Origin of the sequence: Runella defluvii (assembly GCF_014195535.1) — a bacterium.
Taxonomy (GTDB): Bacteria; Bacteroidota; Bacteroidia; order Cytophagales; family Spirosomataceae; genus Runella; species Runella defluvii.
Genome location: NZ_JACIBY010000007.1, coordinates 1 through 26,369 on the forward strand (window position 1 = coordinate 1; position 26,369 = coordinate 26,369).

The window sequence follows — 26,369 nt, forward strand, 5'->3', positions numbered from 1 at the left end:
AGCCCGACGTCCACTTTTACAGGTACGGCAGGCAGTAGTTACACACTTCGCTGGACGATAAGTAACAGTCCTTGTGTTGCTTCAACGGATGATGTGGCGGTGACGTTTACGCAAAACCCAACTCCCCCAACAATTGGTACAATAACACAACCGACGTGTGCATTGGCAACGGGTAGCGTAGCGTTGAGTGGGTTACCATCAAGTGGCACATGGACATTGACGCGTAATCCTGGGTCAGTAACTAGTACGGGAATGGGGGCTACTACGACAGTTTCAGGGTTGTCTTCAGGAACATACACGTTTACAGTAATGAATGATGCAGGCTGTACTTCGGAGGCGAGTGTGGGTGCAGACATTGTTACTCCACCTAGTAACATAAGCATTACAACAGGAGCAAGCTCGCCTATTTGTGCAGGAGCGACCTCCTTTACAATACCTTACACAGTCACGACGGGTACCCCAACAAGCTATTCGATTACGGGAGCAGGAATTACATCGGTTACCAACGGCTCACTACCTTCAACGCCGATTGTGGTTAATTTGAGTGGCCCTGCGACGGGTAGTTCGATCATTTATACACTTGTCATGAGCAATGCTGGAGGTTGTGTTTCGCCGAACGTTACAGGCAGTGTGGCCGTTCAAAACAAACCAACGATTACCCTAACTACGCTTCAACAAACCTTGAACGAGGGCAACAATCCCGTTCTTTGCGACACCGATGCGAATCCTGAAAACGGTTTACAGTTTAATGTTACAGGTTTGTGTGTGGTGGGTAATCCCGTTTGGCGAGTTCAAGTAGGCAGTGGTGCATGGAGCGGATGGTCGACAACAGCACCAGTTTCTCAATCATCTAATAACCAACCCCACCGCTACCAAGCGGCCTGTGATGCCAATTGTGCTTCGACCTATTCGGGGGTAATAGAATTGACGATTAATTATCGTGCATCAATACCGCAAAATGTGTCAATGGTAGCTGACGGAACAACTATCCCAGCGGGGCAGTCGGCAACATTGTGTGATCAGGATGGTAATGCGTTGGTATTTAATGCGACTTGTGGAGCAGGTGAGGTGTTACTTTATTCGGTTGATGGAGGAGACTATTCAACAACAATTCCTTCTCAGATTGTGGATGGAAACTTCCATAATTACCGCGTTCGTTGCCGTAAATCTGACGGGACACCTTCGTGTATTGAAACTGAGTCGGCGGTTATGAGATTAAAGTTGACAACGATAAGTATTACACCTACAGTGTCAATTACACCGCTTAACAGCTGTACACCTTCGGCTACGTTTACAGGAAGCACAACCTGCAGTAGCTTCACGACTTTGTGGTACAATGCGGTGACTAACCAAGCATTACCAAATTTGCCAACGACTCCACCGACAACCACTACATCGTACTATGCTCGTTGTCAAAATGCTGAGGGTTGTTTGAGTACGCCTAGCAACACCGTTACTTACACAGTGTTACCTGTGAACGTGGCGCCGATTGTGACTGCAAGTGCAGAATCAGTTTGTACAGGCACGACGGTCACGATTTCGGCGAATTGTCCCGTAGGCAGTCAGACGTTTTGGAACACGGGTGTCACTGCACCAAGTTTTGAAGTAGCCTTCAACAACGTAACGAAGCAAACGTATTGGGCGAAGTGTCTTTTTGAAGGCGGTTGCCAAAGTGCGGAAAGTATTCACAAGGATATTTATTGGAATGCTTTTGTAGTAACATTGATCAACATTGGCCAAAGCCAATCGGCGGTGAAACCTGCGAATGATAAGTCTTTGTGGAATAGTCAATTTATTACTAAAGATGGAGGTCCCGAATTGGAGCAAAGCACGCAAGGTAATCCGACGATTTATTTTACAGAAAACGTAAATAAAACTGCACCCCGTTATTGGACGATTCATGCCGATGCTTGTGCTTTAGGAACAAATGGTTCGTTGACGTTTGATATGCGAGCAACGCCAGAAATGGGCGTGATTCGTTCGTTCAACACACATGAGAACAACGCGCCTTACTTTATGTATGCTAACCGTGAAGGCTGGACTGAGTTATATGCACCTAACCACCCTGCTTATGGCTTCTATCAACTGAATGAACAGGGTCAAAATGTTTATGACGAAGGTTTGCCCAAAGGGTTGTACAAGCTTAGCGTTCGTTACTGGGATATGAAGGGTTGGGGAAGTATTTATCCAGCTACACGTCAAGCACAGGGTAATGTGTTAGCCTACCAAGAGTTTTGGTTCCGTATTGTTTCAAAAGATGGGCCAGGCCAAGGTGCGGCAAGGTCAGCCGTAAACGGTCAGCAGTTAGCAGACGGAGATATGTCATCAAATTCTACTTCTTTCGCGCAGGTAATGCCAAACCCAGTCACGAAAGTGATGCGTTTGGGTATTCAAGGTGCCAAAGGACAAGCTGTAAAAGCAGAACTGGTCGATGTGGCGGGTCGCTCAATGTTAGAGCGTAAATTTGTGCCAGAAACGCAATCACATCAAGAAGAGTTTGAGGTTGAGAAGCTGGTAGAAGGTATCTATTTCTTACGTGTAACCACCCCAGATAAGCAAGCAACGCTCAAAGTGGTGAAGTTCTAGTTGAATAAATAGAATCTATAAACAGAAAAGCCCCTGCTTCGGCAGGGGCTTTTCTGTTTATAGATATATTGATGTACTATAACAAGGTACTTGGACAAACATAATCTGAAACGGGGACTTTAGCTGTAGCTTTAATGGCGACAAACCCACCTGCTACGTCCACAAAATTATCCCAACCTCTGGATTTTAAAATTGACGCAGCCAGCATACTGCGGTATCCGCCTGCACAATGTAAAATAAAGGGTTTGTCTTTCGGAAATTCGGCTAAATGTTGGTTGATGGTATTTAATGGAATATTGGTGACACCCTCCACGTGTTCTGAATCAAATTCACTTTTTTTGCGCACATCAATCACAATCGGCTGCTGCGTCGTGAATTGTTCTGCAAACTCCTCAGCGGTGATTCTATCGACGGTTTCGATGTCTTTGTTGGCAGATTTCCAAGCGTTAAAGCCACCTTTGAGATACCCCAATGTGTTGTCATACCCTACCCGAGAAAGACGGATAATAGACTCCTCCTCGCGGCCTTCGTCGGTCACTAGCAAAATCTCTTGTTTTACGCCAGGAATCATTTCACCGACCCATTGGGCAAAACTACCGTCGATGCCAATATTGATACTGTTAGGAATAAAGCCTTTGGCAAAGTCGGTTGCACTGCGGGTGTCGAGTACCAGTGCTTGGGTTTCATTGGCTGCCGTCTCAAATTCTTCAGCCGAAAGCGGACGTTTTCCGCGATCCATGATGTTATCCAAACTTTCGTAACCTTTGATGTTCATCAAAACGTTTTGCGGAAAATAGCCAGGAGGCGTTGTCAATCCTGTCAATAAGGACGTGATAAATTCGTCTTTTGTCATGTCAGGACGAAGGGCATAATTAAACTTCTTCTGATTGCCGAGGGTGTCTGTTGTCTCTTTACTCATCATTTTACCACAGGCACTACCTGCCCCGTGATTAGGATAAACGATGAGGTCGTCGCTGAGGGGCATGATTTTATTTCGTAACGAATCGAAAAGATAACCAGCTAGTTTTTCTTCTGTCAAATCTGCAATGACGTGTTGTGCCAAATCAGGCCGACCAACGTCACCTATAAATAAGGTGTCTCCCGTAATCAGGCCATGCTCCTTGCCATTTTCGTCGATGAGCAAATAGGTGGTGCTTTCCATGGTGTGCCCAGGCGTATGAATGACCTTCACGGTGCAGTCGCCAACCTGAAAAAGTTGGTTGTCTTCGGCAACAGTAGCTTCGTAGGCAGGTTTGGCAGTAGGGCCAAATACAATGGTCGCGCCCGTTTTTTTCATCAAATCTAAATGACCGCTGACAAAATCGGCGTGAAAGTGGGTTTCAAAAACGTATTTGATTTTGGCATTGTCTTTGGCCGCGCGGTCGATGTACGGCTGTACTTCGCGGAGGGGGTCAAAAATGGCTGCTTGGCCGTTGCTCTCCAAATAATAGGCCGCGTGGGCAATACATCCCGTGTAAATTTGCTCGATTTTCATGTTAGTAAATGTGTTTTTGTGTTGTTAATTGTTGGAACAAAAGTAGGGGGTTACCCCACGGCCTTTTGTAACATCTCTCACACACAAAAACTGATTGTCGTCAGCTTTTGCCATTGCCATTGACAAGCGTTGAGTGCCCAAAAAGCCTTTGCAGAATGCTGCTACAATTCGTATTTTTGTAAAATATTCGTTTATAGCTCTACATGAATTTCCCCTCCAAACTGATCGAAGAAGCCGTTAGTGAAGTAGCCAAATTGCCTGGTATCGGAAAAAAAAGCGCGCTTCGTATTGTGTTACACATGCTCAAACGGCCAGAAAAAGATGTTCAAAGCTTGGCCACTGCTTTGGTGGCGGTGCGGACAAAAACGCAATACTGCAAACAGTGCCACAATATTTCGGATGATGAGCTCTGTGGGGTGTGCCTCAGTACCAAACGCGATCGTAGTATTTTGTGCGTTGTACAAGACAGTCGCGACGTTTTGGCCATTGAAAATACGGGGCAATTTAATGGGCTATATCATGTACTAGGGGGGATAATTTCACCCCTAGAAGGGATAAGTCCGAGCGATTTGAACATAGAAAGTCTGCTTTCACGCCTACAAAGCAATACGGAGGTCAAAGAAATTATTTTGGCCCTTAGCCCCACCATGGAAGGCGATACTACTTCGTTTTATTTGCAGAAAAAATTGAAGCCTTTTGGCGTAAAAACCTCAACCATAGCGCGTGGCATCCCCATCGGAGGTGATTTGGAGTATGCCGACGAAATCACCCTCGGGCGCAGTATCGTAAGCCGTATTAACTACGATTAAGACACACTTAAAAGTCTGTTTCTAAAATTTAGGTTTTTGTCAGTAGAATCGTGGAGTTGGTCGCTTATTTGGCAGTATTTATTCTTAGTTGAATTGCCAAAGTACCCGATGAAAAATTTTGCTCAGTACACCGTTGAGGATTTTGCAGCAGAACCACTTTTTATAAAGTGGGTGCAGCAACCTGACGATATGGAATTGAGTAACTTCTGGCAAGTTTGGCTCAATAACCACCCCTACAAATCAGATGAAGTCGAAGAAGCACGGGCATTGGTAGGCCAATTGTCGGATGCATATATGGGTATGTCTGCCCAAGAGGTGCGTGGTCTTTGGAAGCGTGTGATTGAGACTGTAAACACCATTCCCGAAATTGACCCCCTCGATCAAGAAGTCAAACCTTTGGCTTCTGCCCTTTATTTTATTCGCTGGTTTATTGCCCTAGTGGTAGGGGTTGCTCTCCTTGGTTTGATTATCTGGAAAATTTCTTAGAAACAAATTACATCGGCAAAAAAAGCCTATTGGTGTACTGAAATAACTTTTTGATATTAAAATAGTACAAAAATATAGTCGATTGTTCAAAGTGTAAATAAAGGTAATATGTCTGAAAAAATGAAATAAAACCAACTTTGAATTTGAAAACTACCATTTTGGCAACGTTCCCGATAACGTTTGCGTAGAATAATCTGGATAAAATATTGTCTGTTTTGAAGAGTAATCTTAAACTCGAACGTGTTTCAAACCTATTAGTAAATACAAAAACCCAAAATAATTCTATCTCCTACTTAAAATCACCTTGACAAATCATGAGGAAAATTTCTATCTTGTGTAGTGTGTGGGCGGCGGCTGTGGTGCTTAGTGCATCAGGGGCAGAGGCCAAAACCCCACCAACGAATGGCAGTAGCGTGAGAGTAACTGCAACTGTGAATGCAGATAAGACGGTGACAGGTAAGGTTGTGTCTTCCGAAGATAATACTGCAATCCCTGGCGTAAGTATTATCGTAAAAGGTACTACAACTGGGACTAATACCGACGCTGATGGTAACTTTAAGCTGACTGTAAAAGACAATAGCGCTGTGTTGGTTTTTTCGGCCGTTGGTTTTGAAAAGCAAGAAATCACCGTTGGAAACCGTACAACAATCAATGTGACGTTTGTGGTTGACCAAAAATCACTGACGGAAGTAGTCGTTGTGGGTTATGGTACGCAGAGAAAGAGCCAAATGACGGGGGCGATTTCGCAGGTAACGGCCAAACAACTTCAAGAGATGCCTATCACCAGTATCGGCCAGGCCATGCAAGGACGCGTAGCTGGGGTTGATGTATCTCAGTCAGGTTCGAGACCTGGGTCAGTTCCTAAAATTTTGATTCGTGGTCGTCGTTCGTTTAATGCTGGAAACGACCCACTTTATGTAGTTGATGGGATTCCTCTTTCTGCGGGTTATGAAGACTTAAACCCAAGTGACGTGGCCTCAATGGAAGTATTGAAAGATGCTACGGCTACGGCTATCTACGGTGCCAGAGGTGCCAACGGGGTAGTACTTGTAACAACGAAAAGAGGCCCAGTGAAAGGAAAAACGACGGTAACATTTGATACGTACGGTGGGGTTTCTAAGCCACTCGATAAGATTCAATTGTTTAGCGGGCCAGAATTTGCAGAATATGTTCGTGAAGCCTATCGTGCTACCAACGGTTATAAAGATGCTGCTGGAAATCCTGTTCCAACGGGTGTTGCTGATGCCGCAGCAGATGCCAAAGTGGCCGTTTTAGGTGGTGACCCTGCCGTAGCGAAAGGACTTGCCGCTGGTACAAATACAGATTGGCAGGATTTGCTTTTAAGAAACGGAGCTATGCAAAACCACTCTCTAGGTGTACAAGGTGGAAATGATAGAACGCAGTTTTATATCTCGGGAGGTTATTTTCAAGATAAAGGGATTACCGCTGGATTAGATTATACGCGTATTTCGTTGAGAGCTAATATCGACCATAGTGTTAACAAGTGGTTGAAGGTCGGTCTTTCTTCTTATACGATGTATAGTATCAGAAATGGCGAAAACTTAAACCCTTATGGTTTTACAATTCAGCAAAACCCATTGGCGCGTCCTTATGATGATAATGGAAACATCATCTTTTCTCCAACGAATGATGCCTTGTTGACCAACCCATTATCAGAGATTGTGCCAGGTGCTCAAATTGACAACACCAAAAAATATCGAATCTTCAATAGTATTTATGCAGAAGTGAAAATTATCGAAGGCTTGAAGTATCGTGTAAACTTTGGCCCAGATTTTACGATTTCACGTTGGGGACGTTTTATTGGTGCAGCTACCAATGCGCGTAAATTCGGAGATCCGCAAGCCTCTACACGCAATGACTTTGGTTTCAACTGGACATTGGAGAATATTGTAACGTACAATAAAACTTTCGCTCAAAAACACAACTTTGGTGCCACAGTACTTCAATCTATTCAAAGAGATAATTTTGAAAGATACACGACTGACGTACAGGGTGTTCCTGCTGAATCACAACAGTTTTATAACCTTGGAAACGCAGGGTCAGTATTGGGTGTAGGTAGTGGTTTGACTCAATGGACGATTAACTCGTACATGGCTCGTATCAATTACGATTTTAACGATAAATACCTCTTGACGGCTACTATTCGTCGCGATGGTTCTAGCCGTTTCGGTGAAAATACGAAATATGGTAACTTCCCTGGAATTGCATTGGGATGGAACATTAGCAATGAGCCTTTCTTGAAAGGGGTGACTTGGATTGATCTATTGAAACTTCGTGCAGGTTGGGGTAAAGTGGGTAACCAAGGGGTAGCACCTTACCAAACACAAGGGTTGTTGACAAGAACTGCTTATGCTTGGGGAACTACCGCAGCCTTTGGATACCGTCCAAATACCATCGGAAACCCTGACTTGAAATGGGAAACATCGGCTACTGCTAACATTGGGGTTGACTTTAGTTTCTTGAGAGGCCGTATCCAAGGTTCGTTGGAATTGTACGAAACAAATACAACCGACTTACTATTGTCTGATCAGCTGCCAGGTTCAATTGGTTTTGGAGCCGTGACTCGTAACGTTGGTCAAACGCGTAACAAAGGAATTGAGTTAGGCTTTACGACTGTTAACGTAAATACTGCGGGTGGTTTCAAATGGACTACTGATTTCACATTTACCAAAAATAAAGAAGAGATTATCTCACTTTACAACGGAAAAGTGGATGACTTAGGTAACCGTTGGTTTATCGGACAGCCTTTGAACTCGTACTTTGACTATAAAAAGTTAGGTATTTGGCAATTAGAAGAAAAAGAAACTGCTGCTAAATTCTATCCAGGCGATAAAGCGAACCCACTTGGCGCAGGTGTAGGCCAAATAAAAGTACAAGATACGAATGGAGACGGTATCATCAATGCTTTGGATAGGGTATTGCTCGGCTCGGATATTCCTAACTTTAGCGCAGGGTTTACAACACGCTTTTCTTACAAAGGATTTGATTTGTCAGCCTTCTTGTTCGGTCGTTTCGGTAATATGATTGTAAGTGGTTTCCACCAAGATAGAAACCAATTGGCTGGTCGTTATCAACAAATCAAAGTAGATTATTGGACACCAAACAATCCAACGAATGAGTTCCCTCGTCCATTTAGTACCCAAGAATTCCCTCAGTACAATACTACATTGATTTATTTTGACGGAACATTCGTTAAATTAAGAAATGTTAACTTTGGGTACACGGTTCCACAAAGTGTTGCTAATAAATTGAAATTAGAGTCGCTACGTCTGTATGTGAGTATTCAACAGCCAAAAATCTGGTCTGAATACCGTAGCAAGTACAATGGTATCGACCCTGAAGCAACAATTACTTCATCGGGTAATGGTACAACATCGGTTAGCGCAAACGTTGTTCCTGCAACGTCGGTTACAACGGTGGGTTTGAACGTTCGGTTCTAATTTAGATTTTTAAACAAAGACTTTTAAAACATTCACGACAATGAAATTAAACAATATAATAAAACCCATTAAAATCTTTGGTGTGGCAGCGTTGTTATTAACAACTCAGTCATGTAAGGATCTTTTGGATGAAAAAGTCGTATCAGGCATTGGTAATGACTACATAAATACCCCGAAAGGATTTGAAGACGCAGTAAAGTCAGCTTATTCCTCACTTAGGTATTACTACGCAACTCAGCAAGGGCTTACCCTCACGGAGTATGGCACCGATATTTATGCGACGGGTGCGGATGGAGGTTATAAAGGTTTTCACTTTTACGATACCCAACTTAACCCAACCGTCGATTATATCATTAATACGTGGGATGAACTTTATCGCGGTATCAACACTTGTAATGCAATTATTGATAGGGCCCCAGCGGCAACAGTTTCGGATGCTGTCAAAAAATTGAGAGTTGCTGAAGCTAAGTTCTTGAGAGCGCATTATTACTATATTTTGCACCAACAATTTGGTGGGGTTGATTTGCGTTTGAAGGAAACTTTGGCTCCTACCAAAGAGACCAAAAGAGCTTCGGATGCTGAAATGTATGCGGCTATCATCAAAGACTTGGAAGATGCCATTCCTGCATTGGAAGCAAAAGCACAATCATCTGACTATGGACGTGCAACAAAACCTGCAGCTGAAACTTTGTTGGCGAAAGTATATTTAGCCAAAGCTTATTCTGCTTCTAAAGCCGCTGACGACTTTGCAAAAGCTGCGGCTTTGTGCAAAACAGTGACTACAGCGTATGGCTTTAAGTTGTTGGATGATTTTGCAAGTGTTTTTGACGAAAACAACCAAGTGAATAGTGAAGTAGTATTTGCAGTTCAATATACGTCGGATCCTTTGACTAACTTGACCAACAACACAGGGGCAACTAACGGTGGAAATAACCTTCACTTGTTCTTTGGGATGCAGTATGATGTGCAGCCAGGTATGAAACGCGACGTATTCTATGGCCGTCCGTTCAAACGCTTGAGACCTACTTCGTATTTGTTGAATACGCTTTTTGCAGATAGAACCAATGACTCACGCTACAAAAAGACGTTCAGAGATACGTGGCTCTCAAATAACCCAGGAGCCAACTTGAATCCTTCTTTTGATGATTCAAAAACGAAGATAACCTTCGCTGCTGGCGACACGGCCATTTTTATTCCAGGAGTTGAATGGACAAAGGCGCAACGTGCTGCCAAAAAATACCAAGTATTGGTGCCAAGTATGTACAATGAGGCTTTATTTCCTACATTGACCAAGTTTTTTGATACCAAGCGCCCTGACCTAACGTATGAAGCAGGTAGCCGTGATTATTTTGTGTTCCGTTTGGCGGATGTGTTACTGATGCAAGCAGAAGCTTATTTGCAGTCAGGAAACAAGGCAGAAGCCGTCGCAGCATTCAACCAAGTACGTTTCCGTGCAGGTTGGCCAGGTAAAAAAGATGCCATGCTTATCAAAGAAGCTGACATGAACTTTGAGCAAATCATTGAAGAGCGGGGTCGTGAGTTGGCGGGTGAGCAAACTCGTTGGATGGATTTGAAACGTTGGGGTTTGTTAGTTGAGAGAGTACAGAAGTATAATCCGCAAGCCGCCACTAACATCAAAGCTATTCACAACGTGCGCCCAATTCCACAAACACAGATTGACCGTAGTGCAAAAAATGCAGAAGGTGTTTCTGTTTTTCAACAAAATCCAGGGTATTAATAATTCAATCAACCCCCACCAAGAAAAAAGAGGCGCAATTTGCGCCTCTTTTGCTTTTAAGCCTATCAAAAAAATTATTTGCGATTGTCTTGCCCGCCGACCATGCTCAAGTAGCTTTCGTAGCGACTCATGGCAATGGTACCTGCTTCTACGGCGTCTTTGACGGCGCATTTAGGCTCGTCAATGTGAAGGCAATTGTTAAAACGACATTCGTTCAACAAATCACGCATTTCGGGGAAATAGTGACTGATTTCCTCTTCTTCAATCTCCGATAACCCCAACTCTTTGATGCCAGGGGAGTCAATGATAAAGGTAGAGGGCGCCAGCTCAAACATTTCGGCAAAAGTGGTGGTATGGACGCCTTTGTTGGCAAAGGTTGAGACTTCGTTGGTACGTAGGTTAAGATGCGGAGCGATGGCATTGACCAATGTTGATTTACCCACGCCTGAGTGTCCCGACAAAACCGAAATCTTCCCCGAAAGAAGCTCCCGAAAAGATTCCACGCCTTCACCTGTGACGCTCGATGTGGTAAAACACGTATAACCCAACCCTCGATAGAGATTAATCAAGTAGTCTTGGTATTCTTTGGTTTCTTCGTCAAACAAATCTTGTTTGTTGAAAATGATTGCACTCGGAATCCGAAACGATTCGGCAACCACCAGCAAACGGTCGATGAACCCCAACGATGTACGAGGAAAGGTCAAGGTGGCTACGATAATCGCTTGGTCAACGTTGGCGGCAAGTAAGTGCGAATGTGCTGACTTTTGAACCGATTTTCGTGCAATGTAGTTGGCACGTGGTTCAATGTCGTTAATGATGCCCGTTTGCAACGATTCATCCTCAATTTCCCAAAACACACGGTCACCTACAGCCACGGGGTTGGTTACTTTTAAGTCCTGAAACTTAAATTTCCCCCGCAGTCGGCAGCGCCAGATTTGTGCTTCTTCATCACGAACGTCGTACCAAGAGCCTGTCGAACGAATCACCAAGCCTTTCAATGAATTTGCGTTGATTTCTTCGGTTCGTTTGGCAATGACCGCTGCACTTTTGGTCTGAAATTTAGCGGGAGGTGTCTTTATTTTACCTGATTTTTTCAAATTACAGTCGTCTAAAAATTGCTTCGATGTCGGCAATCGTTACTTTCTCTTGCCAGTCATATCCTACAGCATGATTCCACATGTGATCAAGCTTGTACGAGACATGGGCCATCGCTGTGATTTGCTCATCGGTCCAGTCTTTCGACAATCCTTGTGGTAATGTGATGTTATGTTGAGCCACCATTTGTTTAAATTCGGCTACCCCTTCTGGATAGTAATCTGCCAAATGATTGAAGGCGATGCAGTTGGAATAACAATGGCGCATTCCCAGAATCTTTGAAAGACCATAGCTAATCGCATGGCAAATACCCACTTCTGAATACGTCAAGCTCAAACCACCCATCAACGAGGCAACCATCAGTTTGTCGTCATTTTCGGCAGTTTGACCGCTATTTTCACCCAAATAAATATCACGGCAAAGCTTCATCGATTGCTCGGCGTAAGCGTGCGAATAAGCATTATTAAACTGCCCATTTTCTGACTCGATGCAGTGAATATAAGTATCCATTCCCACATAAAACCACCAGTCGCGTGGAACAGTCGCAATCAACTCGGGGTCAAGTACCACTTGGTTAAAAACCGTCCATTCGCATTTTAAGCCCAGTTTTTTCTCAGGGCCTGTCAATACGGCCGTCATCGAAACCTCCGCGCCAGTTCCCGAAATAGTAGGAACGCCCACGTGGTAAATGCCTGGTTTTTTGATGAGATTTAAGCCTTGGTATAAGGTAGAAGACCCTTCGTTGGTTACCATCAACGACACGCACTTGGCAATGTCCATAATGGCCCCGCCGCCAATTCCAATGATGCCCGAAGGCAAACCTTTGCTGGCCAAAATCTCATCGCGCAAGATGTCAATTTGCTCAGTGGTAGGTTCGTGCGGGTCAACGTCGATGAAATAAACGGTATCCTCGGGCTGAACAGGCAAGCGGCCTTCTAATTCTTTTCCTTTGAAATAGTTGTCAACAATAAACACCATGTAGCCGTTGTTTTCGCTACGGTGTGGGGCGATGATTTCACCCAATTGGCTAAAACTTCCCCGTCCAAAAACGGTTTTTTCGATTCCTTTGAAATTTTTATGCATGAATCTGTACGTCTTAAAGAAAAAATTTAAAGTGTTACTTTGGTTGATTGTACTTAGCAGCCAAATCGTCTAATGCAGTAATTATTTGAATTTTCATTCGATTCTCAGATTTGAAAATCAGTGATGCTGAATAACTAAAGCCGTCTGCTTCATGAAAGCCTTGATCAATTTTTATAAAACCCCGTCCTTCAAAATTAAGGTAGTGGAACCATCCGTCAAATTTGCGTTTACGTGCTTTCCCTTTCCCGTCGCTGTCATCACAAACATATATAGCAATATTTTCCGCTTTTTTGAAAAAATCTTCTGCAATGGCAGCAATGGTATATAAAATCTGCTCATCAGGAGGAATTGAACCTTCTGGCTTTTCAATTTGCGCTATGATTGATTCGTACACGTTGTCGGCAATAACAGGGTCAGCATCAAGTACATAAAAACTTGGTTTGAAACGTATCGCATGACGAACATTATATCTTGTTTTGAAAAGATAAAAATGTTCTTCAGGGAAGAGTTGAAAAGGATATGCTTCCACTCATTATTGCTTAGGCTTTCCCTCTAGCTTTTCAAAAATTTCCTTGATTTTGGGATTTTTCTTGTAAACTTCCTGCATTTCCTTTTGGGATTGCCGTTTACTTTCCATCAACCAACGACCCAGGCTTTTGGGTGGTTCAGTAAGTTTTTGTTCTCATCTGAGAAAATAGTTTAGCACGTATAAGCTGCCATTGCTTTGCGAATCGCCTTTTCGAGGTTATTGGCAAGCGTTTCAAGCTCAGTTTGTGTCCACGTAACGCGTACTCCAAACGATATCAAACGTCCAATTACTTCTTGCGATTTTGGTAAATCAAGGTTAGCATAATCTTGCGGAGCACCCAATACTTGAACCGCTAATTTACCCGCTGTACGCATTTCTTTGAGGTGATCCCACTGGTTGATAAAGTGGTACATGTTGGTAAACCAATAGTTGAACCCACCTACACCTGCAGCGTTTAGTTCGGCCACTACGGCTTGGGCACTTTCAGTATCTGGCAACAATAAATTCAAAAACGTAGCTGAATCGCCTTCAGTATCGGGGATGCGTGCAAAAGAAACCCCAGGTACGTTGGCAAGGCGGTTCATCAACCACTTTTTGTGCTCGTTGTTCTTTTCTACTAAGTATGGTACACGACGCGTTTGAGCCAAGCCTACGGCCGCATGAAGTTCTGAAATGCGGTAGTTGAAGCCGATAATCGGGTGTTGTTCCATGCCACGGTTGTTGCCAATGTGGTCGTGACCGTGATCAGAATAGCTATCGGCAAATTTATAGGCTTGTTCGTCGTTCGTTACGAATACGCCGCCTTCACCTGCGGTAGCAATCTTGAAAAAGTCATATGAATAGGCCCCTGTTTTGCCCCAAAGCCCCGTAAACGTTCCTTTATAATGGGCGCCCATCGCCTGTCCTGCATCTTCTACCAAAATAAGGTTATGCTCATTGACAACCTCCATAATGGCTTCCATGTCAGCCATTTGGCCACACATGTGTACCAAACAAATGGCTTTGGTTTTAGGTGTGACAACTTTGCGGATTCCTTCGGCTGAAAGGCAAAGTGTTTCGTCGATTTCGGCAAAAACGGGTAAGGCACCAATCATCAAAACGGCTTCAACCGAAGCGATATACGTGAACGGTGGTACAATCACTTCGTCGCCTGTGCCAATACCTGCTGCTACAAGCGCAGTTTGAATGGCCGTCGAACCGCTTGAAACGGCATGGGCGTATTTGGCACCTACTACTTTACACACTTCCGCTTCCATTTCGCGGGCTTTCCAAATATTATTACGTTGTGCTTCGTGGTTAAAACGAAAGAAAACTCCTGTCTCTAAAACGTCATTAATTTCTTTGCGCTCTTCTGCGCCGTATAATTCTGTTCCTGGCATACAATTTACTGGTTATAGCCCCCTAATTCCCAAAAGGGAACTGTTTATTATTCATTACAAAGTTTTTAACAATAACGTCGCAAAGTTAGTGATTTTGTAGTGTAGAAGTATAACATTTTATGCGGCCATTCCTGATTTACAGTCGAAAGGAATGCTATATAAATCTAAAAAGTTTTTTTATCTTCGGCCTTTAGACCATTGATTATTAAACCTATGATGAACGTAGTAAAATCCTTTTTCCTTGCCTTGTGCGTGGGAGGGCTAGGGCTGTCTTCTATCGCACAAAATCCAGACATTCAACATTTGCATCCGACCAATTGGTGGATTGGAATGAAAAACCCGAATGTGCAACTGTTAGTCCATGGTAAAAACATCAGTACTGCCAAAGTGAGTTTGGCTTATCCAGGTGTTCAGATTAAAAAAACGCAAAAGCTGGAAAACCCCAATTACCTTTTGATAGACTTGGTGATTGCCAAAACGACCCAACCTGGGGTTGTTAAGTTGGTGTTTAGCAATGGCAAATTTAAAAATACCCAGCCTTTTCCTTTGGCAGCCCGCAAACACAAGCCAAATAACATTACCACCGCCGATTTTATTTATTTACTCATGCCTGATCGCTTTGCCAACGGCGACGAGTCGAACGATAAGTTTTCGAATATGCTCGATACGCAAGCGGATAAAAATGTGCCTTATTTACGCCACGGAGGGGATTTTCAGGGAATTATCAGTCACTTGGATTATCTACAAGAATTTGGGGTAACGACGTTGTGGAATACGCCCGTCATTGAAAACAATACAGGCTTAAAAAAGGAGCTTCATGGCAATATGCAAGCGGCCTATCACGGGTATCACTTTAGCGACCATTACAAAATCGACCGTCGTTTTGGCGGCAATGAGGGCTATAAAAAGTTGTCGGCGGCGCTGCATCAGCGTGGAATGAAACTGGTTCAGGATGCTGTTTATAACCATGTGTCAGAAGACCATTGGATGTTTCTGGACCCGCCAACGAAGGATTGGTTCAATATGTGGCCGACTTATACCGCCACTAGCCACAAAGAACAAGTCATGCTTGATCCTAATGGGACAGAGGCTGACCGCCGCTTATTGATTGATGGTTGGTTTATGCCATTTTTACCCGACGTCAACGCCCGAAATCCACATTTTGCAACTTACATGATTCAACACGCTTTGTGGTCAACGGAAGAGTTTGGGGTGGACGGCTGGCGGATTGATACCTACAAATACAACGACATGGAGTTTATGAATCGTTGTAATAAAGCCTTGTTGGATGAATATCCTGACATGCTCATTTTTGGGGAAACGTTTGTGACTAACCCTGCTTTTATGAATTATTTTGTGCAGAACAACGTCAATTATCCTTTCCAATGTAACCTTCCTGGTAGTTGCGATTTTCCAAGTTACTCGGCCATCGGCGACGCCCTCACGCAGCCTTGGAGTTGGGATGGAGGGGTAAATCGCCTTTACAGTACGTTGGCGCAAGATTATTTCTACAAAAACCCGTCTAAGATGGTAACATTTTTGGACAACCACGATACCGACCGTTTTCTGTCGGTGATAGGGGAGGATTTTGCCAAATACAAAATGGGAATCACGTGGCTGTTGACGACGCGCGGCATTCCGCATCTTTATTATGGGACAGAAGTGTTGATGAAAAATACGAAAAACCCCACCGATGCCGAGGTTCGCCAAGATTTTGTGGGAGGCTGGAAAGGCGATAAACAAAACAAATTTACGGCCGCTGGGCGCTCTGCCAAAGAAAATGAAGCCTTTGATTTGGTAAAAAAACTGGCCAATTACCGTAAAAATACCCCATCATTGTACAACGGTAAGTTTACCCAATACCTTCCCCAAAACGGCGTGTACGTGTATTTTAGGCATGATACTGCCAAAACAATTATGGTAATCATGAATAGCAATTCAGCCGAAACTACGCTAGAAACGGCTCGTTTTGCTGAACGTACAAAAGGGTTGACGGGAGCAATGAATGTTTTGACGGAAGAAAAGATAAATTCACTCGGAAGTCTCAAAATACCTGCAATGACAACGTGGGTATTGGAGTTGAAGTAAATTTCTTTGTCACTCCGACATTAGGAGGGGGCTACATCCAAATCGGGTATAGGCTCCTCCTATCGTCAAAGTGACAAAAGGAATGCATATGTCAAATTTTTATGCCATATTCCAAAAAATGACAAGAAAAATAAAAATCAAGCTTATTCCTATAATTGTAGGTGTGATAGCCTTTAATCTGTCTTCTTTGGGTATTACTTGAAGTCGTTTGTAATAGGTGTAAATCGATATTGTTGCGAATAAAGGTAAAAACCAGTATTGTTTTAATAATATCACCAATACAAAAAGTGAAATCAAGGTTAAAATTGTTATGGTTTTATATTTATCCTGCAACATAATAATGTTTGATTTAGTAGTCATTCAACACAGTGAGCATCAAAATAATGTTCTAATCTACTTTATTGCTGCTTTTGAATGGTTCTTCCGCATGGGTATGGGGAAAGATGGTCCAATCTAAATCAGAATTGAAAGAATTATTTTCGGTGCTGTTCAATTAATTTAAACAAGGCTTTTTGCTTTTCTAAATCAGGGAAAAAAACGTACAACTGCTCATGCGCATTGTAGTCGAGGGTGAGGGCGATTTCAAGGTGAAGCAGTGCTTCCTTGTATTCGCCACCATGAAGCAAATAGGCCACCGCCCGATAATACATGGCGGCGCTGTCGGGAATGGTATCTAACCCTTCCTGAATTACGTCAAAGGCTTTCTTAAAATCGCTCTGGTCAAACAACGCCAACGACCACTTGAGCCAAACATCTTCAAAGTCAGGTTCAAGGTCAGCGGCTTTTTCAAACGCCTCCATACTAGAGAAGACATTCCCAATTTTGTATTCCAAGTCGCCCACCAACAACCAATAGTCGGCAATGAATTCATTGATTTTAATGGCTTTCCGAATGCAATTGAGCGCCTCTACCCATTTGTCCTCAACGGCCAAGCAAACCGCAACGCCGTACCAAGCTTCATCCCATTCTTTGTCCAGTTTGAGGGCATCGCGGTAATGTTCAAGGGCTTTGCCAAAATCTTTGATTTTTTCAAAACTAGCGCCAATGTGGCAATGCAAATCGGCCGTGGGAGATTCGTATTGAAGCGTACGTAAATAATTGGTATTTGCCTCCGCAAATCGGTCTAAGTTCATGTACGCATTGGCCATGTTGAAATAGGCCGACGAAAAATCTTCCTTGATGACCGTGGCATAATCATACGCATGGAGCGACTCTTCGTAGCGCCCGAGTTTGCTATAGACGATACCCAGGTTATACCAAGCATTGTAAGAATACGGATCGCGGTCGATGAGTTCGTTGTAGTAGTCGATACTGTCTTCCAATTGTCCCATGATTTCGAGGCAAAAGGCCAGTTCGTACAACGCGCTTTCGTTGTCTAGGTTAATTTCAAGCGATGATTTGTAGTACTTTATTGCCTCGTCGTATTTGCCCGAATTTTGGTAGGCTTGGCCAATTTGGAACAGCACGTCGTCTTTATCTCCGTCTTCGATGTAGCGAAGCATTTCTTCATATACTTCCACCGACTGTTCATAATCGCCCATCATGTTATAGATGCCACCTTGCATAAAAAGGACATCTAAGTCGTGGGGATGAAAAAGAGAGGCACGTTCAAGTAATGCGAGTGATTCTTCGTAACGTTGTTTTTGAGCAAGTAAATGTGCTTTGTCCAGTAAAAGCTCTAACGAATGTGGAAAATGCTCTAGTCCATACTCACAGGCTTGCAAGGCACGCTCCCAGTTCCCCTCTCCAATGTAATGTTCTACGATGTGTTCGTAGGTGTCCAAATCAAAAAATTCGTGTTCTTGGTTCTTGAGCATTACCTCAAATCGTTGAACCGAATCCCGCCAATCGGGTTGTCTCTCCTCGAATTCTGGTTGCATATCCTGAATGTATGGGGTCAATGTCTTAGTCGAAAGATAAGAAAATTTCTTTTCCTGTCAAATTTTTAACGTAATATCCTTCGACTAAATTCCGTCATTTACCCCACACATTTCCAAGATAATTGATAATCAGGTATTTTTTATTTCTTCATCACGTCTTCGATGATGTGTCCGATATTTCCGCTTGGCTCCAATAATTTGAGCAATGCAGCCACGGTAGGAGCAGTATCAGCAACGGCCGTACGGCTGAAAGTTTCTCCTGGTTTGATTCCCCAACCGAAGAAAAGCAACGGAATGTGGGTGTCATAATTATAGGGTGCCCCGTGGGTGGCAGCAATGGAACTCGACATCCAGCCTGGTTCGGTCACAATCTGAATATCTCCGCTGCGCTTGGCGTGCGTCCCGTTTTTGTAGAGGGTAAGCAAATAATCGTTGATGTTGGCATTGCTCAAATCGTGGGTATTGAGTACTTCGGCTATGCCGTCAAAATCAAGCATTGTTGGGCGGATGGCTTCTACGATTTTATCAACCGATAAGTTTTTTTGTTTCAACAAATCGTGGTTGAGGTAAAACTGGTAATTTTCGGAAGCACGAATAAAATCACCGTCGCCAAATTTCTCTTTCAAAACTGCTTTGACGGCCGTATTGACTTGTCCAATGTTCAAACGTCCCGCAGGCAAACGGTTTGTTTTCCAAAGGTCTGTTACGTCCATTACTCCGTGGTCAGCTGATAGGAAAAGTAAGTAATTCCCTTTCCCCACTTGTGCGTCGAAGGCATTGAGTAATTCGGCCAAGTCGCGGTCGAGGCGGAGGTAAATGTCTTCTTCTTCTACTGAGTTGGGGCCAAAACCGTGTCCTACGTAATCGGGAGTGGAGAAACTTACGGCCAAGAAGTCGGTTGATTTTCCTTTGCCAAGTTGCTCGTTTTTCAAGGCTTCTAAGGCCATTTCTTTGGTAATGGTGTTGCCGTGCGGGGTACTTGCCAACACACCAAATGCGTCACCCGCAATTCCTGCTAAGTCATACGGGAAAACTGATTTTTTTGCGCCAGGAAGTTTGGTCTCGTACGGTTGGTCATCGGCCGTACTTTCGGTGTATTTTTCAATCGGAAGCAAAGTGTTCCAGTTTTGTTTCATCAACGCTGACGGACGTTTCTTCGCATTGTAATCTTTTACCCACTGTGGTAGGTCGTTCATATAAAACGTACTGGTAATCCAGCTTCCCGTTTTGCTGTCAAACCAATAAGCGCCGTTGGCCGTGTGACCTGCGGGTAAGATAGCCCCACGGTCTTTGATGGCAATTCCGATGGTTTTGTTTTGGTAGTTGGTACCGATGCGTAACTGGTCAGTAATGGTGCTTACCAACATATTTTTTGGCGACATTTTGCCTGCGGGAGCGTTGGTTGTTCCCACGGGCTGTACGGTTGAGTCAGCTACGCAATACATGCCTTTGCCGAGGCGTTTGTCGAACCAATCGTTCCCCACAATTCCGTGAATGGCAGGCGTAGAACCCGTATAGACCGAGGCGTGGCCAGCCGCCGTCACCGTAAGCGCGTAGTGATAATGGTGGTTTCGGCAGTTGAAACCTTCGCGCATGAGTCGTTTGAACCCTCCTTCACTGTATTTGTCATAGTAACGGAACCAATAATCGTAACGCATTTGGTCCACGACAACGCCGACCACTAATTTGGGACGTGCTAACGACGCGGGTTTGGTTGGTTTGGTTTGCGCCCAAAGCGTACTCATGCTCAAAAGCGCTAAGGTTAGTTTGAGGTACTTCATTTGTATAGGTGTAGTTAGAAACTAAAAAAATTGCGGCTAAGTTACGTTAAGTTTTTGAACCTTATCTTTATAAATACGAAACTCAATTCTATAAAGGCTACTACTGTTTGTTTCTAGTGCGTTGGCTGGATTTAAAAAAGTCCGTCTGCCAAGAAACCTCGGCAGACGAAACAAATGGATGAAAACTAGGTAGGTCAATGAATGCAAGCAAATTAGAAGGAATAGGTAAGGGAAGTCCAGAAACTGCGTGGCAAAATAATGCGCCCAATTTGCAACGAGCCTTTTTCAAAGTTTCCGTTCAATAAAAACTGGTCGCCACGTATATTCCCTTCGGTCAAGCCACGGCTATTGGTGAGGTTGTCGCCCCACACGCGGAAGCCCAACTTTTTGGTGATTTTGCAATCTAACCCCATCGAAAGTTCATCGTATCCACCCATGTGATAGACGTTACTCGGTGAGCTCCAACGCTTACCAATGTGGCGGAAACTGGCAAACAAATCGAAAATTTTGTAGTTATACGTTCCCGAAAGCTCCCAAATGACGTTCGGAATACGCTCTGCGTAATTGCCCGACCAAGAGTATAGCTTACCAGCTAAGTCGGCACGGGCATTGGAAGGGGCCGTCACTTCGTATTGGGGGTATTTGCTGTTTTGGAAAGTGGTGACTAAACGGAAATTGAGGTTTTTAGAAGGAGTATAAGTTGCTTCGATTTCGGCACTTAGGTTTCGGCTAGAGGCGAATGTACCAATGGAAATAAACCCAGCGGTGGTATTCGGAATCAACATACTAGAAGCAATATTGGTCAGTTTTGCATAGACCAATGAGCTAAACAACGAAAACTTAGGCGTGTTGATTTTGTAGCCTACTTCTGACATAAACACGCCACGGTCTTTGACGGCATCAGGATTAAAGGTAAAGTTAGAATAGTCACCGATGTTCAAAGCACTGTACGTTCTTGTGGCGCGTCCAAACAAGGCGTGATGGTCATTGATTTTGTAGTTTAAACCCACCGACGCGGTGCCGTACGTTCGGGTTTCATCAAAAGGCGTATAATTGGTAAAGGGAGCCGTGTTTTGTAAACGTTGCCCTTTGATGTGGAAACGGTCGGCACGTAAACCAAGGTCAAGGGTGAGGTTTCCTAAACTTACTTCGTCGGAAGCCCAAGCCGAGGTAATGCCCGTCGTTCCTTTGCGGTAGGTACCAATGTTGATGCCGCTGTAGCCATTGCCAGTGGCAGTTCCAATCAGTAAGGTACGAGGTTGGTTCGCGATTTCGGTGTTGAATGTTGCTCCTAGTGAGAAAAGGTCAATGTCATAAGTGTGAATTCCCGCCCCAAACGAAAGTGAATGTTTGCCTAATTGTTTGTTAAAGTCTAAGTTGTCAGAAAATTGTTTGTCGGTACTGTTGGTTCCAATAAACGATTGCCCTGTGTAAAAACCCGTCGGATTATTGAGTTTTTGCCCATCTAAATAATAGTAGTTCACGTTGGATTTATAGGAAGTAGCAGCAGTTACAATCGAACCCGTAAAATTGGAAGTGGTGCTTTGGTAGCGCAAATTGTTCTTAATCGTCCACTCGTTTTTGGTAATGTGCTTAAATTCAATGCCTCCTGCTAATGACTTCAAATGGGCGCCGTCCGAAAAATCGTAGTTGTAGGTCTTGCCAGTAGGTGCTACCAATGATACTTTGGTGTCGCGGGTGGCTAAGATTTGGGTCAACAAATCGAACTCTGGTAGTGCTTTGCCTTGTCCTGAACCGTCGTAGCTGTAGTACGAAGGCACGAGCCAAGCTGTTTTATCGTTGAGGTATTTTCCGTAAAAACGAAGGTAGCTATTGGGTTTGATTTCGTAAGTAAGGTTCATTTTCAACTGACCACCTTCGTTGGCGCGGTACGAAGGCGGGCGAATTCCATCGTCGGCGCGGTAAAAACCACCTACGTTAAACTTGAGCTTTGGCGCGATTTTACCCCCAAAATTGGCATCAAAACGATTGGCATTTTGAGACAAACCGCGGGTGTATTTTACTTTCCCCGAAAATTTATCGCCCCCTGTATTAGAAATCACGTTGATGAGGGCACCAGGGGTATTGGCCAACAATACGGCGGCGTGTCCACCGCGAACGGCTTCAACGGTTTTGATGGTCAAATCTACTTTGTAGTACTGGTCGGCGGAGGGGCTGGTACTAAAACCCGTTGGAAGCACAGGAAGGCCGTCTTCCATTACACCCATAAAAACGTAGCCACCGCCAGGCAAGCCGCGAACGCGTACACTTCCTGGGCCGTCGCCTCCACTGCTTTCAACCGAAAGTCCTGGAATGGCCTTCAACATATCGGTACTGTTGAGGGGAGGGCGTTGGCTCAGTTGTTTGGCGTTGATGGTCGAAATTGCCACACTCGATTCAATTTTTTTCTTGGGCGAACCGCTAGAGGTTACCACTACTTGTTCGAGCTGAAGATTGTCTTCTTGAAGAATGATAGTGATTTGAACGTCGTTGCCTGCGACGGCTACTTCTTTTTTGAGCGAGATAAAACCAATGCTACTTAGGTTGAGGGTGTAGTTGCCATTGGGAATATCGCTAAAGGTAAACATCCCATTTTTATCCGCGACTTGGCCTTTGTTTTGGTAGCTCAAAATCACCGTCGTTCCGATCAGTGCGTCGCCTTTGGCATCGGTTATTTTTCCCGAAATGGTATGCCCTTCGGCTTTTGCGGCCTCCTCGTTTTGAAAGGAGGGCGGAAAGGAGGAGGAGCTTTTGGCGGTTCGACTGATAATGATGAGGTTGCCCGTTACTTTATAGTTGAGTTCCAACGATTTGGTTACGTCATCCAACACTTTTTGTAGAGGTTGTTGGTCGGCATTGATGTTTATTTTGCGATTGGCCTGAATCATCTTTGAGCTAAAGACAAATTTGGCACTTACTTGTTTTTCAATGAGGTTAAATACGGTTTCGACGTCTTGTTTTTGGAGACGAAGGGTGATTTTTTGGTTCAGCACCGACTGAGCGTTGCTGTCGGTAGCGTAGGCATTGCTCATGAACCAAACGGCGATTAAAATCTGAGTGAGCGAGATACGCATAGCTCTGAGGAATACTTGGAGGTGTACGCTTTTTTTCATACTTTTGAACTGTTTTATTAAGGTGAAAATTTGGTAAAACAATCCCCTGCATCCTTGAAAAAAGATGTGCTTAGGCGTCAGAACCATTAAGGGGATTTCGAAACTAGGAGGGCGATGCTGGTACCATTACCCTCCTTTTTTATTTACATCCTTTGCTGTGTACCACTATCTGCCCGTCGATGACTTCGTAATGGGCTTCAATGGCTTCACAAATGATGGTCAATTTCTCATAAAGGCTTTGGTTAGTCAATGTGGCGGTGAGGGGACAGTCAGAAAGCAAATCTTCGTCAAAAAGAATGTCAACTTGGTACGCTTTTTCAAGCATTTTAAGTACTTCCGTAACGGGCGTATTGTGAAATGAAAAGCTGACTAGCTCATTGGCACTGGTCACCATTTGGGGCGTTTCACTGAGGGTTTTTACCAATTGATTGTTTTCGGGTTCAAACACCAATTTTTGATTAGCCGTCAAAACAACGCCCTTAGATTCTTGACCTATGAGGTTTTTTTGGGTTTCAATGTCACGTTTTTTGAAGACAGAAACCCGCCCTTCTCGGACTTCAACGATGGTTTTGGCAGCACCTTCTTGCGCATTTACCAAAAAACTTGTCCCCAATACTTTGGTAACCAAATCGTTGGCATATACCAAAAAAGGACGCTTGGAGTCTTTGGAAACTTCAAAAAAAGCAACGCCCGAGAGATACACTTTTCGATGGTCTTTTTGGAAGGATGCAGGGTAACTAAGGCGCGCCTTGGGCTGTAGGGTTATTTTGCTGCCATCGCTCAACAAGACGGATTGGGGAGCATTGCTTTCGTTTATTTTCTCTACCAATTGTTGTCCCGACGTGCTTTGCTGGTACGAACTTTGGGGTGATTGGGTAAGTAAAAACCGAATGCCTAATCCCAAAACAACAACGGCGGCGACTCGCCAAATCCACGTCAAAACTGGCCGAAAACGTACTGTCGGAGTGGGCTCATCGGTGATCTCTAACACTTGTTTTTCTTTTTCGGCCCGCGCTTTTTCGACCAATTTTTGGATTTCAAACTGAATCTCTACGTCGCTTATGGGCGACTGGTAACGGCGATACACGCTGCTCAAGAGTGTTTTCGCTTGCTTAATTTCCTGTGTTTGGTGTGGATTTTTTGCGAGGTAGCCTTCCCAAAACGTAACGTCTTCGGGCTGTTGGTAGCGCACCCACTGTTGAAAGCGGGCGTCCAACACAAAATCTTCGAGGCAATAGTCGTGGTATAAATTCATTGTAATAAAGGCTTCTATCTATACATAGGCAGCCTTTAACCTTGAATAATCAAAAAAAATCACATTTTTTTTCAAATGTTGATTTTGAGCCAATATCGCTACATTTTTTCTTTCAATTCTTTCAAGGTACGGTACAATAAATTGGCCACGGCTTGCCTCGAAATAGACATTACCTGAGCGATGGATTCGTTGTCGAGGTTTTCGTAAAACTTCAAGTAAATGATTTCTTGTTGGCGCTTGGGCAGTTCGGCCAACTGTCGATTGAGCTGTTGAAGCAATTCTTGGTTGGTTTCAACCTCAATGATTTGTTGTTCCACCGAAATTTCTCCCAAATCTTCTGCATCGAAGTCCAGTTCGTCTTCGTCGGTGAGCCATTGTTGTTTCAAACTTTCGCGGTGAATTTTTCGTCGCAGCGATTTAAGAAGGTAAAATTTAACAAAGTCGGTGTCACCGAGCGTTTCGCGCTTGTACCAGAGTTCCATAAAAAGGTCTTGCAGACAATCTTTGATGAATTCTCGGTCTCTGGAAAATTTGGTTCCGTAGCTAAATAAGCTTCGATAATACTTTTGGGCAATTTGACCAAACGCATTTTCATCCCCTTCGCGAAAAGCATTCCACAAGTGAGCATCTTCGGGAGATGTGTTAGGTACGTTAGTCATGTAGGTTAGTAGAATGGGAATTGGCGGGTAATCCTACGATAAATTATAGAAATTTGCAAAATTATTCAACCATTATGCTGTAAAAAAGGAAGGCGTTGCCGTTATGGATTCAGTGTAGTCGGTTTCTCAAAACCGAGTGAAGATTAGACCCAAGTTGATTTTGACTTTTGGGGCGTAAAGTGTACTATTAAAACATAAAAAGAAAATATGAAAAAAATTGGCGTTTTGCTTCACGGAAGTGGGGTATTTGATGGCTCAGAAATCCACGAATCGGTTTTTACGTTGTTGGCAATTGCTGAAGCAGGAGCTGAGGCGGTCTGTTTTGCGCCCAACGTAAATCAGCACCACGTGCTCAACCATACCACGGGCGAAGAAATGCCCGAAATCCGCAATGTGTTGGTAGAATCGGCGCGAATTGCGCGGGGCAATATCAAAGACATTGTCGATATTCAGGCGTCGGAGTTGGATGGATTGGTAATGCCAGGTGGTTTTGGAACGGCCAAAAACATTACAAAATGGGCGTTTGAAGGGCCTGATGGGCCAATTTTGGAATCGGTGAAAAACCTGATTGTGGAGCTAGTAGCCCAAGGAAAACCGATTGCGGGGTTATGTATGAGCCCCACGACCATTGCCAAAGCGTTGGAAGGAACAGCATACCACGCGCATTTGACCGTTGGAACGCCCAACGAAGCCTCTCCGTACGAAATCGCGGCCATTTCGGCAGGCATGGAGTCGATTGGACAAGTGGCAACAATGGCGTCGGTGCGAGAAATTGTGGTGGACGAAAAACTCAAAATTGTAACCGCTCCTTGTTACATGATGGAGGCGAACATTGTCGAAGTTCGTGATAACATCAAGCAGGCGGTGGACGCGCTGATTACATTGATGTAGTTACCAACGAAAAAGGCGGCCATTCGGCCGCCTTTTTCGTT

At 44.0% G+C, this 26,369-nt stretch carries 17 protein-coding genes; 7 read left to right on the forward strand and 10 right to left on the reverse strand.

From position 1 onward, the window contains the following. On the forward strand, positions 1-2,586 hold a 2,586-nt coding region (locus FHS57_RS17015; RefSeq protein WP_183975768.1), incomplete at its 5' end, for a T9SS type A sorting domain-containing protein. A 76-nt stretch (positions 2,587-2,662) separates the two neighbouring features. Here the strand turns inward: FHS57_RS17015 and FHS57_RS17020 are convergent. Continuing rightward, on the reverse strand, positions 2,663-4,081 hold the full coding sequence (locus FHS57_RS17020; protein ID WP_183975770.1) for an MBL fold metallo-hydrolase: 1,419 nt from the start codon (positions 4,079-4,081) through the stop codon (positions 2,663-2,665). Between the two features lie 203 nt (positions 4,082-4,284). Between FHS57_RS17020 and recR the strand changes: the two genes are divergently transcribed. The 4 genes from recR (at position 4,285) to FHS57_RS17040 (ending at position 10,575) form a co-directional block, all read left to right on the forward strand. Continuing rightward, positions 4,285-4,890: a recombination mediator RecR gene (recR, locus tag FHS57_RS17025; protein ID WP_028522309.1), complete on the forward strand. Its 606-nt coding sequence runs from the start codon at positions 4,285-4,287 to the stop codon at positions 4,888-4,890. A 108-nt stretch (positions 4,891-4,998) separates the two neighbouring features. Next, complete coding sequence (locus FHS57_RS17030) at positions 4,999-5,376, forward strand: hypothetical protein (RefSeq protein ID WP_028522310.1); 378 nt, start codon at positions 4,999-5,001, stop codon at positions 5,374-5,376. A 314-nt stretch (positions 5,377-5,690) separates the two neighbouring features. Beyond that, positions 5,691-8,837 carry a SusC/RagA family TonB-linked outer membrane protein gene (locus FHS57_RS17035; RefSeq protein ID WP_183975772.1) on the forward strand — a complete coding sequence of 1,049 codons (3,147 nt, stop codon included), beginning with the start codon at positions 5,691-5,693 and terminating at the stop codon, positions 8,835-8,837. A 40-nt stretch (positions 8,838-8,877) separates the two neighbouring features. Beyond that, the gene (locus FHS57_RS17040) at positions 8,878-10,575 is read left to right on the forward strand and encodes a RagB/SusD family nutrient uptake outer membrane protein (RefSeq protein ID WP_183975774.1); all 1,698 of its coding nucleotides are present in this window, start codon (positions 8,878-8,880) and stop codon (positions 10,573-10,575) included. A 74-nt stretch (positions 10,576-10,649) separates the two neighbouring features. On the opposite strand, the gene rsgA is transcribed toward FHS57_RS17040, so the two are convergent. The 4 genes from rsgA to FHS57_RS17060 form a co-directional block, all read right to left on the reverse strand. Then, the gene (rsgA, locus tag FHS57_RS17045; RefSeq protein ID WP_229601388.1) at positions 10,650-11,573 is read right to left on the reverse strand and encodes a ribosome small subunit-dependent GTPase A; all 924 of its coding nucleotides are present in this window, start codon (positions 11,571-11,573) and stop codon (positions 10,650-10,652) included. Between the two features lie 100 nt (positions 11,574-11,673). Beyond that, entirely contained in the window at positions 11,674-12,753 is a 1,080-nt protein-coding gene (locus tag FHS57_RS17050; RefSeq protein ID WP_183975784.1) for an iron-containing alcohol dehydrogenase family protein, read from the reverse strand. 34 nt (positions 12,754-12,787) lie between these two features. Next, positions 12,788-13,282: a DUF6169 family protein gene (locus FHS57_RS32085; protein WP_183975786.1), complete on the reverse strand. Its 495-nt coding sequence runs from the start codon at positions 13,280-13,282 to the stop codon at positions 12,788-12,790. Positions 13,283-13,452: 170 nt separating this feature from the next. Next, a complete protein-coding gene (locus tag FHS57_RS17060; RefSeq protein ID WP_183975788.1) occupies positions 13,453-14,661 on the reverse strand; it encodes a DegT/DnrJ/EryC1/StrS family aminotransferase in 1,209 nt (402 codons plus the stop codon). Between the two features lie 213 nt (positions 14,662-14,874). On the opposite strand from FHS57_RS17060, the gene FHS57_RS17065 reads away from it, so the two are divergent. Then, positions 14,875-16,749 carry a glycoside hydrolase family 13 protein gene (locus FHS57_RS17065; protein WP_183975790.1) on the forward strand — a complete coding sequence of 625 codons (1,875 nt, stop codon included), beginning with the start codon at positions 14,875-14,877 and terminating at the stop codon, positions 16,747-16,749. A gap of 473 nt (positions 16,750-17,222) precedes the next feature. Here the strand turns inward: FHS57_RS17065 and FHS57_RS17070 are convergent, their stop codons facing one another. From FHS57_RS17070 to FHS57_RS17090, 5 genes are all read right to left on the reverse strand, one after another. Continuing rightward, positions 17,223-18,629, reverse strand: a complete 1,407-nt coding sequence (locus tag FHS57_RS17070) for a tetratricopeptide repeat protein (protein WP_183975792.1) — start codon at positions 18,627-18,629, stop codon at positions 17,223-17,225. Positions 18,630-18,769: 140 nt separating this feature from the next. Then, positions 18,770-20,410, reverse strand: coding sequence for an alkaline phosphatase PafA (pafA, locus tag FHS57_RS17075; protein WP_183975794.1), 1,641 nt, complete (start codon positions 20,408-20,410; stop codon positions 18,770-18,772). Positions 20,411-20,622: 212 nt separating this feature from the next. Continuing rightward, complete coding sequence (locus FHS57_RS17080) at positions 20,623-23,523, reverse strand: TonB-dependent receptor domain-containing protein (RefSeq protein ID WP_183975796.1); 2,901 nt, start codon at positions 23,521-23,523, stop codon at positions 20,623-20,625. Between the two features lie 139 nt (positions 23,524-23,662). Continuing rightward, on the reverse strand, positions 23,663-24,778 hold the full coding sequence (locus FHS57_RS17085; protein WP_183975798.1) for a FecR family protein: 1,116 nt from the start codon (positions 24,776-24,778) through the stop codon (positions 23,663-23,665). 98 nt (positions 24,779-24,876) lie between these two features. Further along, a complete protein-coding gene (locus FHS57_RS17090; protein WP_183975800.1) occupies positions 24,877-25,437 on the reverse strand; it encodes an RNA polymerase sigma factor in 561 nt (186 codons plus the stop codon). Positions 25,438-25,644: 207 nt separating this feature from the next. Here FHS57_RS17090 and elbB point away from each other — a divergent pair, with 207 nt between their 5' ends. Then, entirely contained in the window at positions 25,645-26,328 is a 684-nt protein-coding gene (elbB, locus tag FHS57_RS17095; RefSeq protein ID WP_183975802.1) for an isoprenoid biosynthesis glyoxalase ElbB, read from the forward strand. Positions 26,329-26,369: the final 41 nt, after the last annotated feature.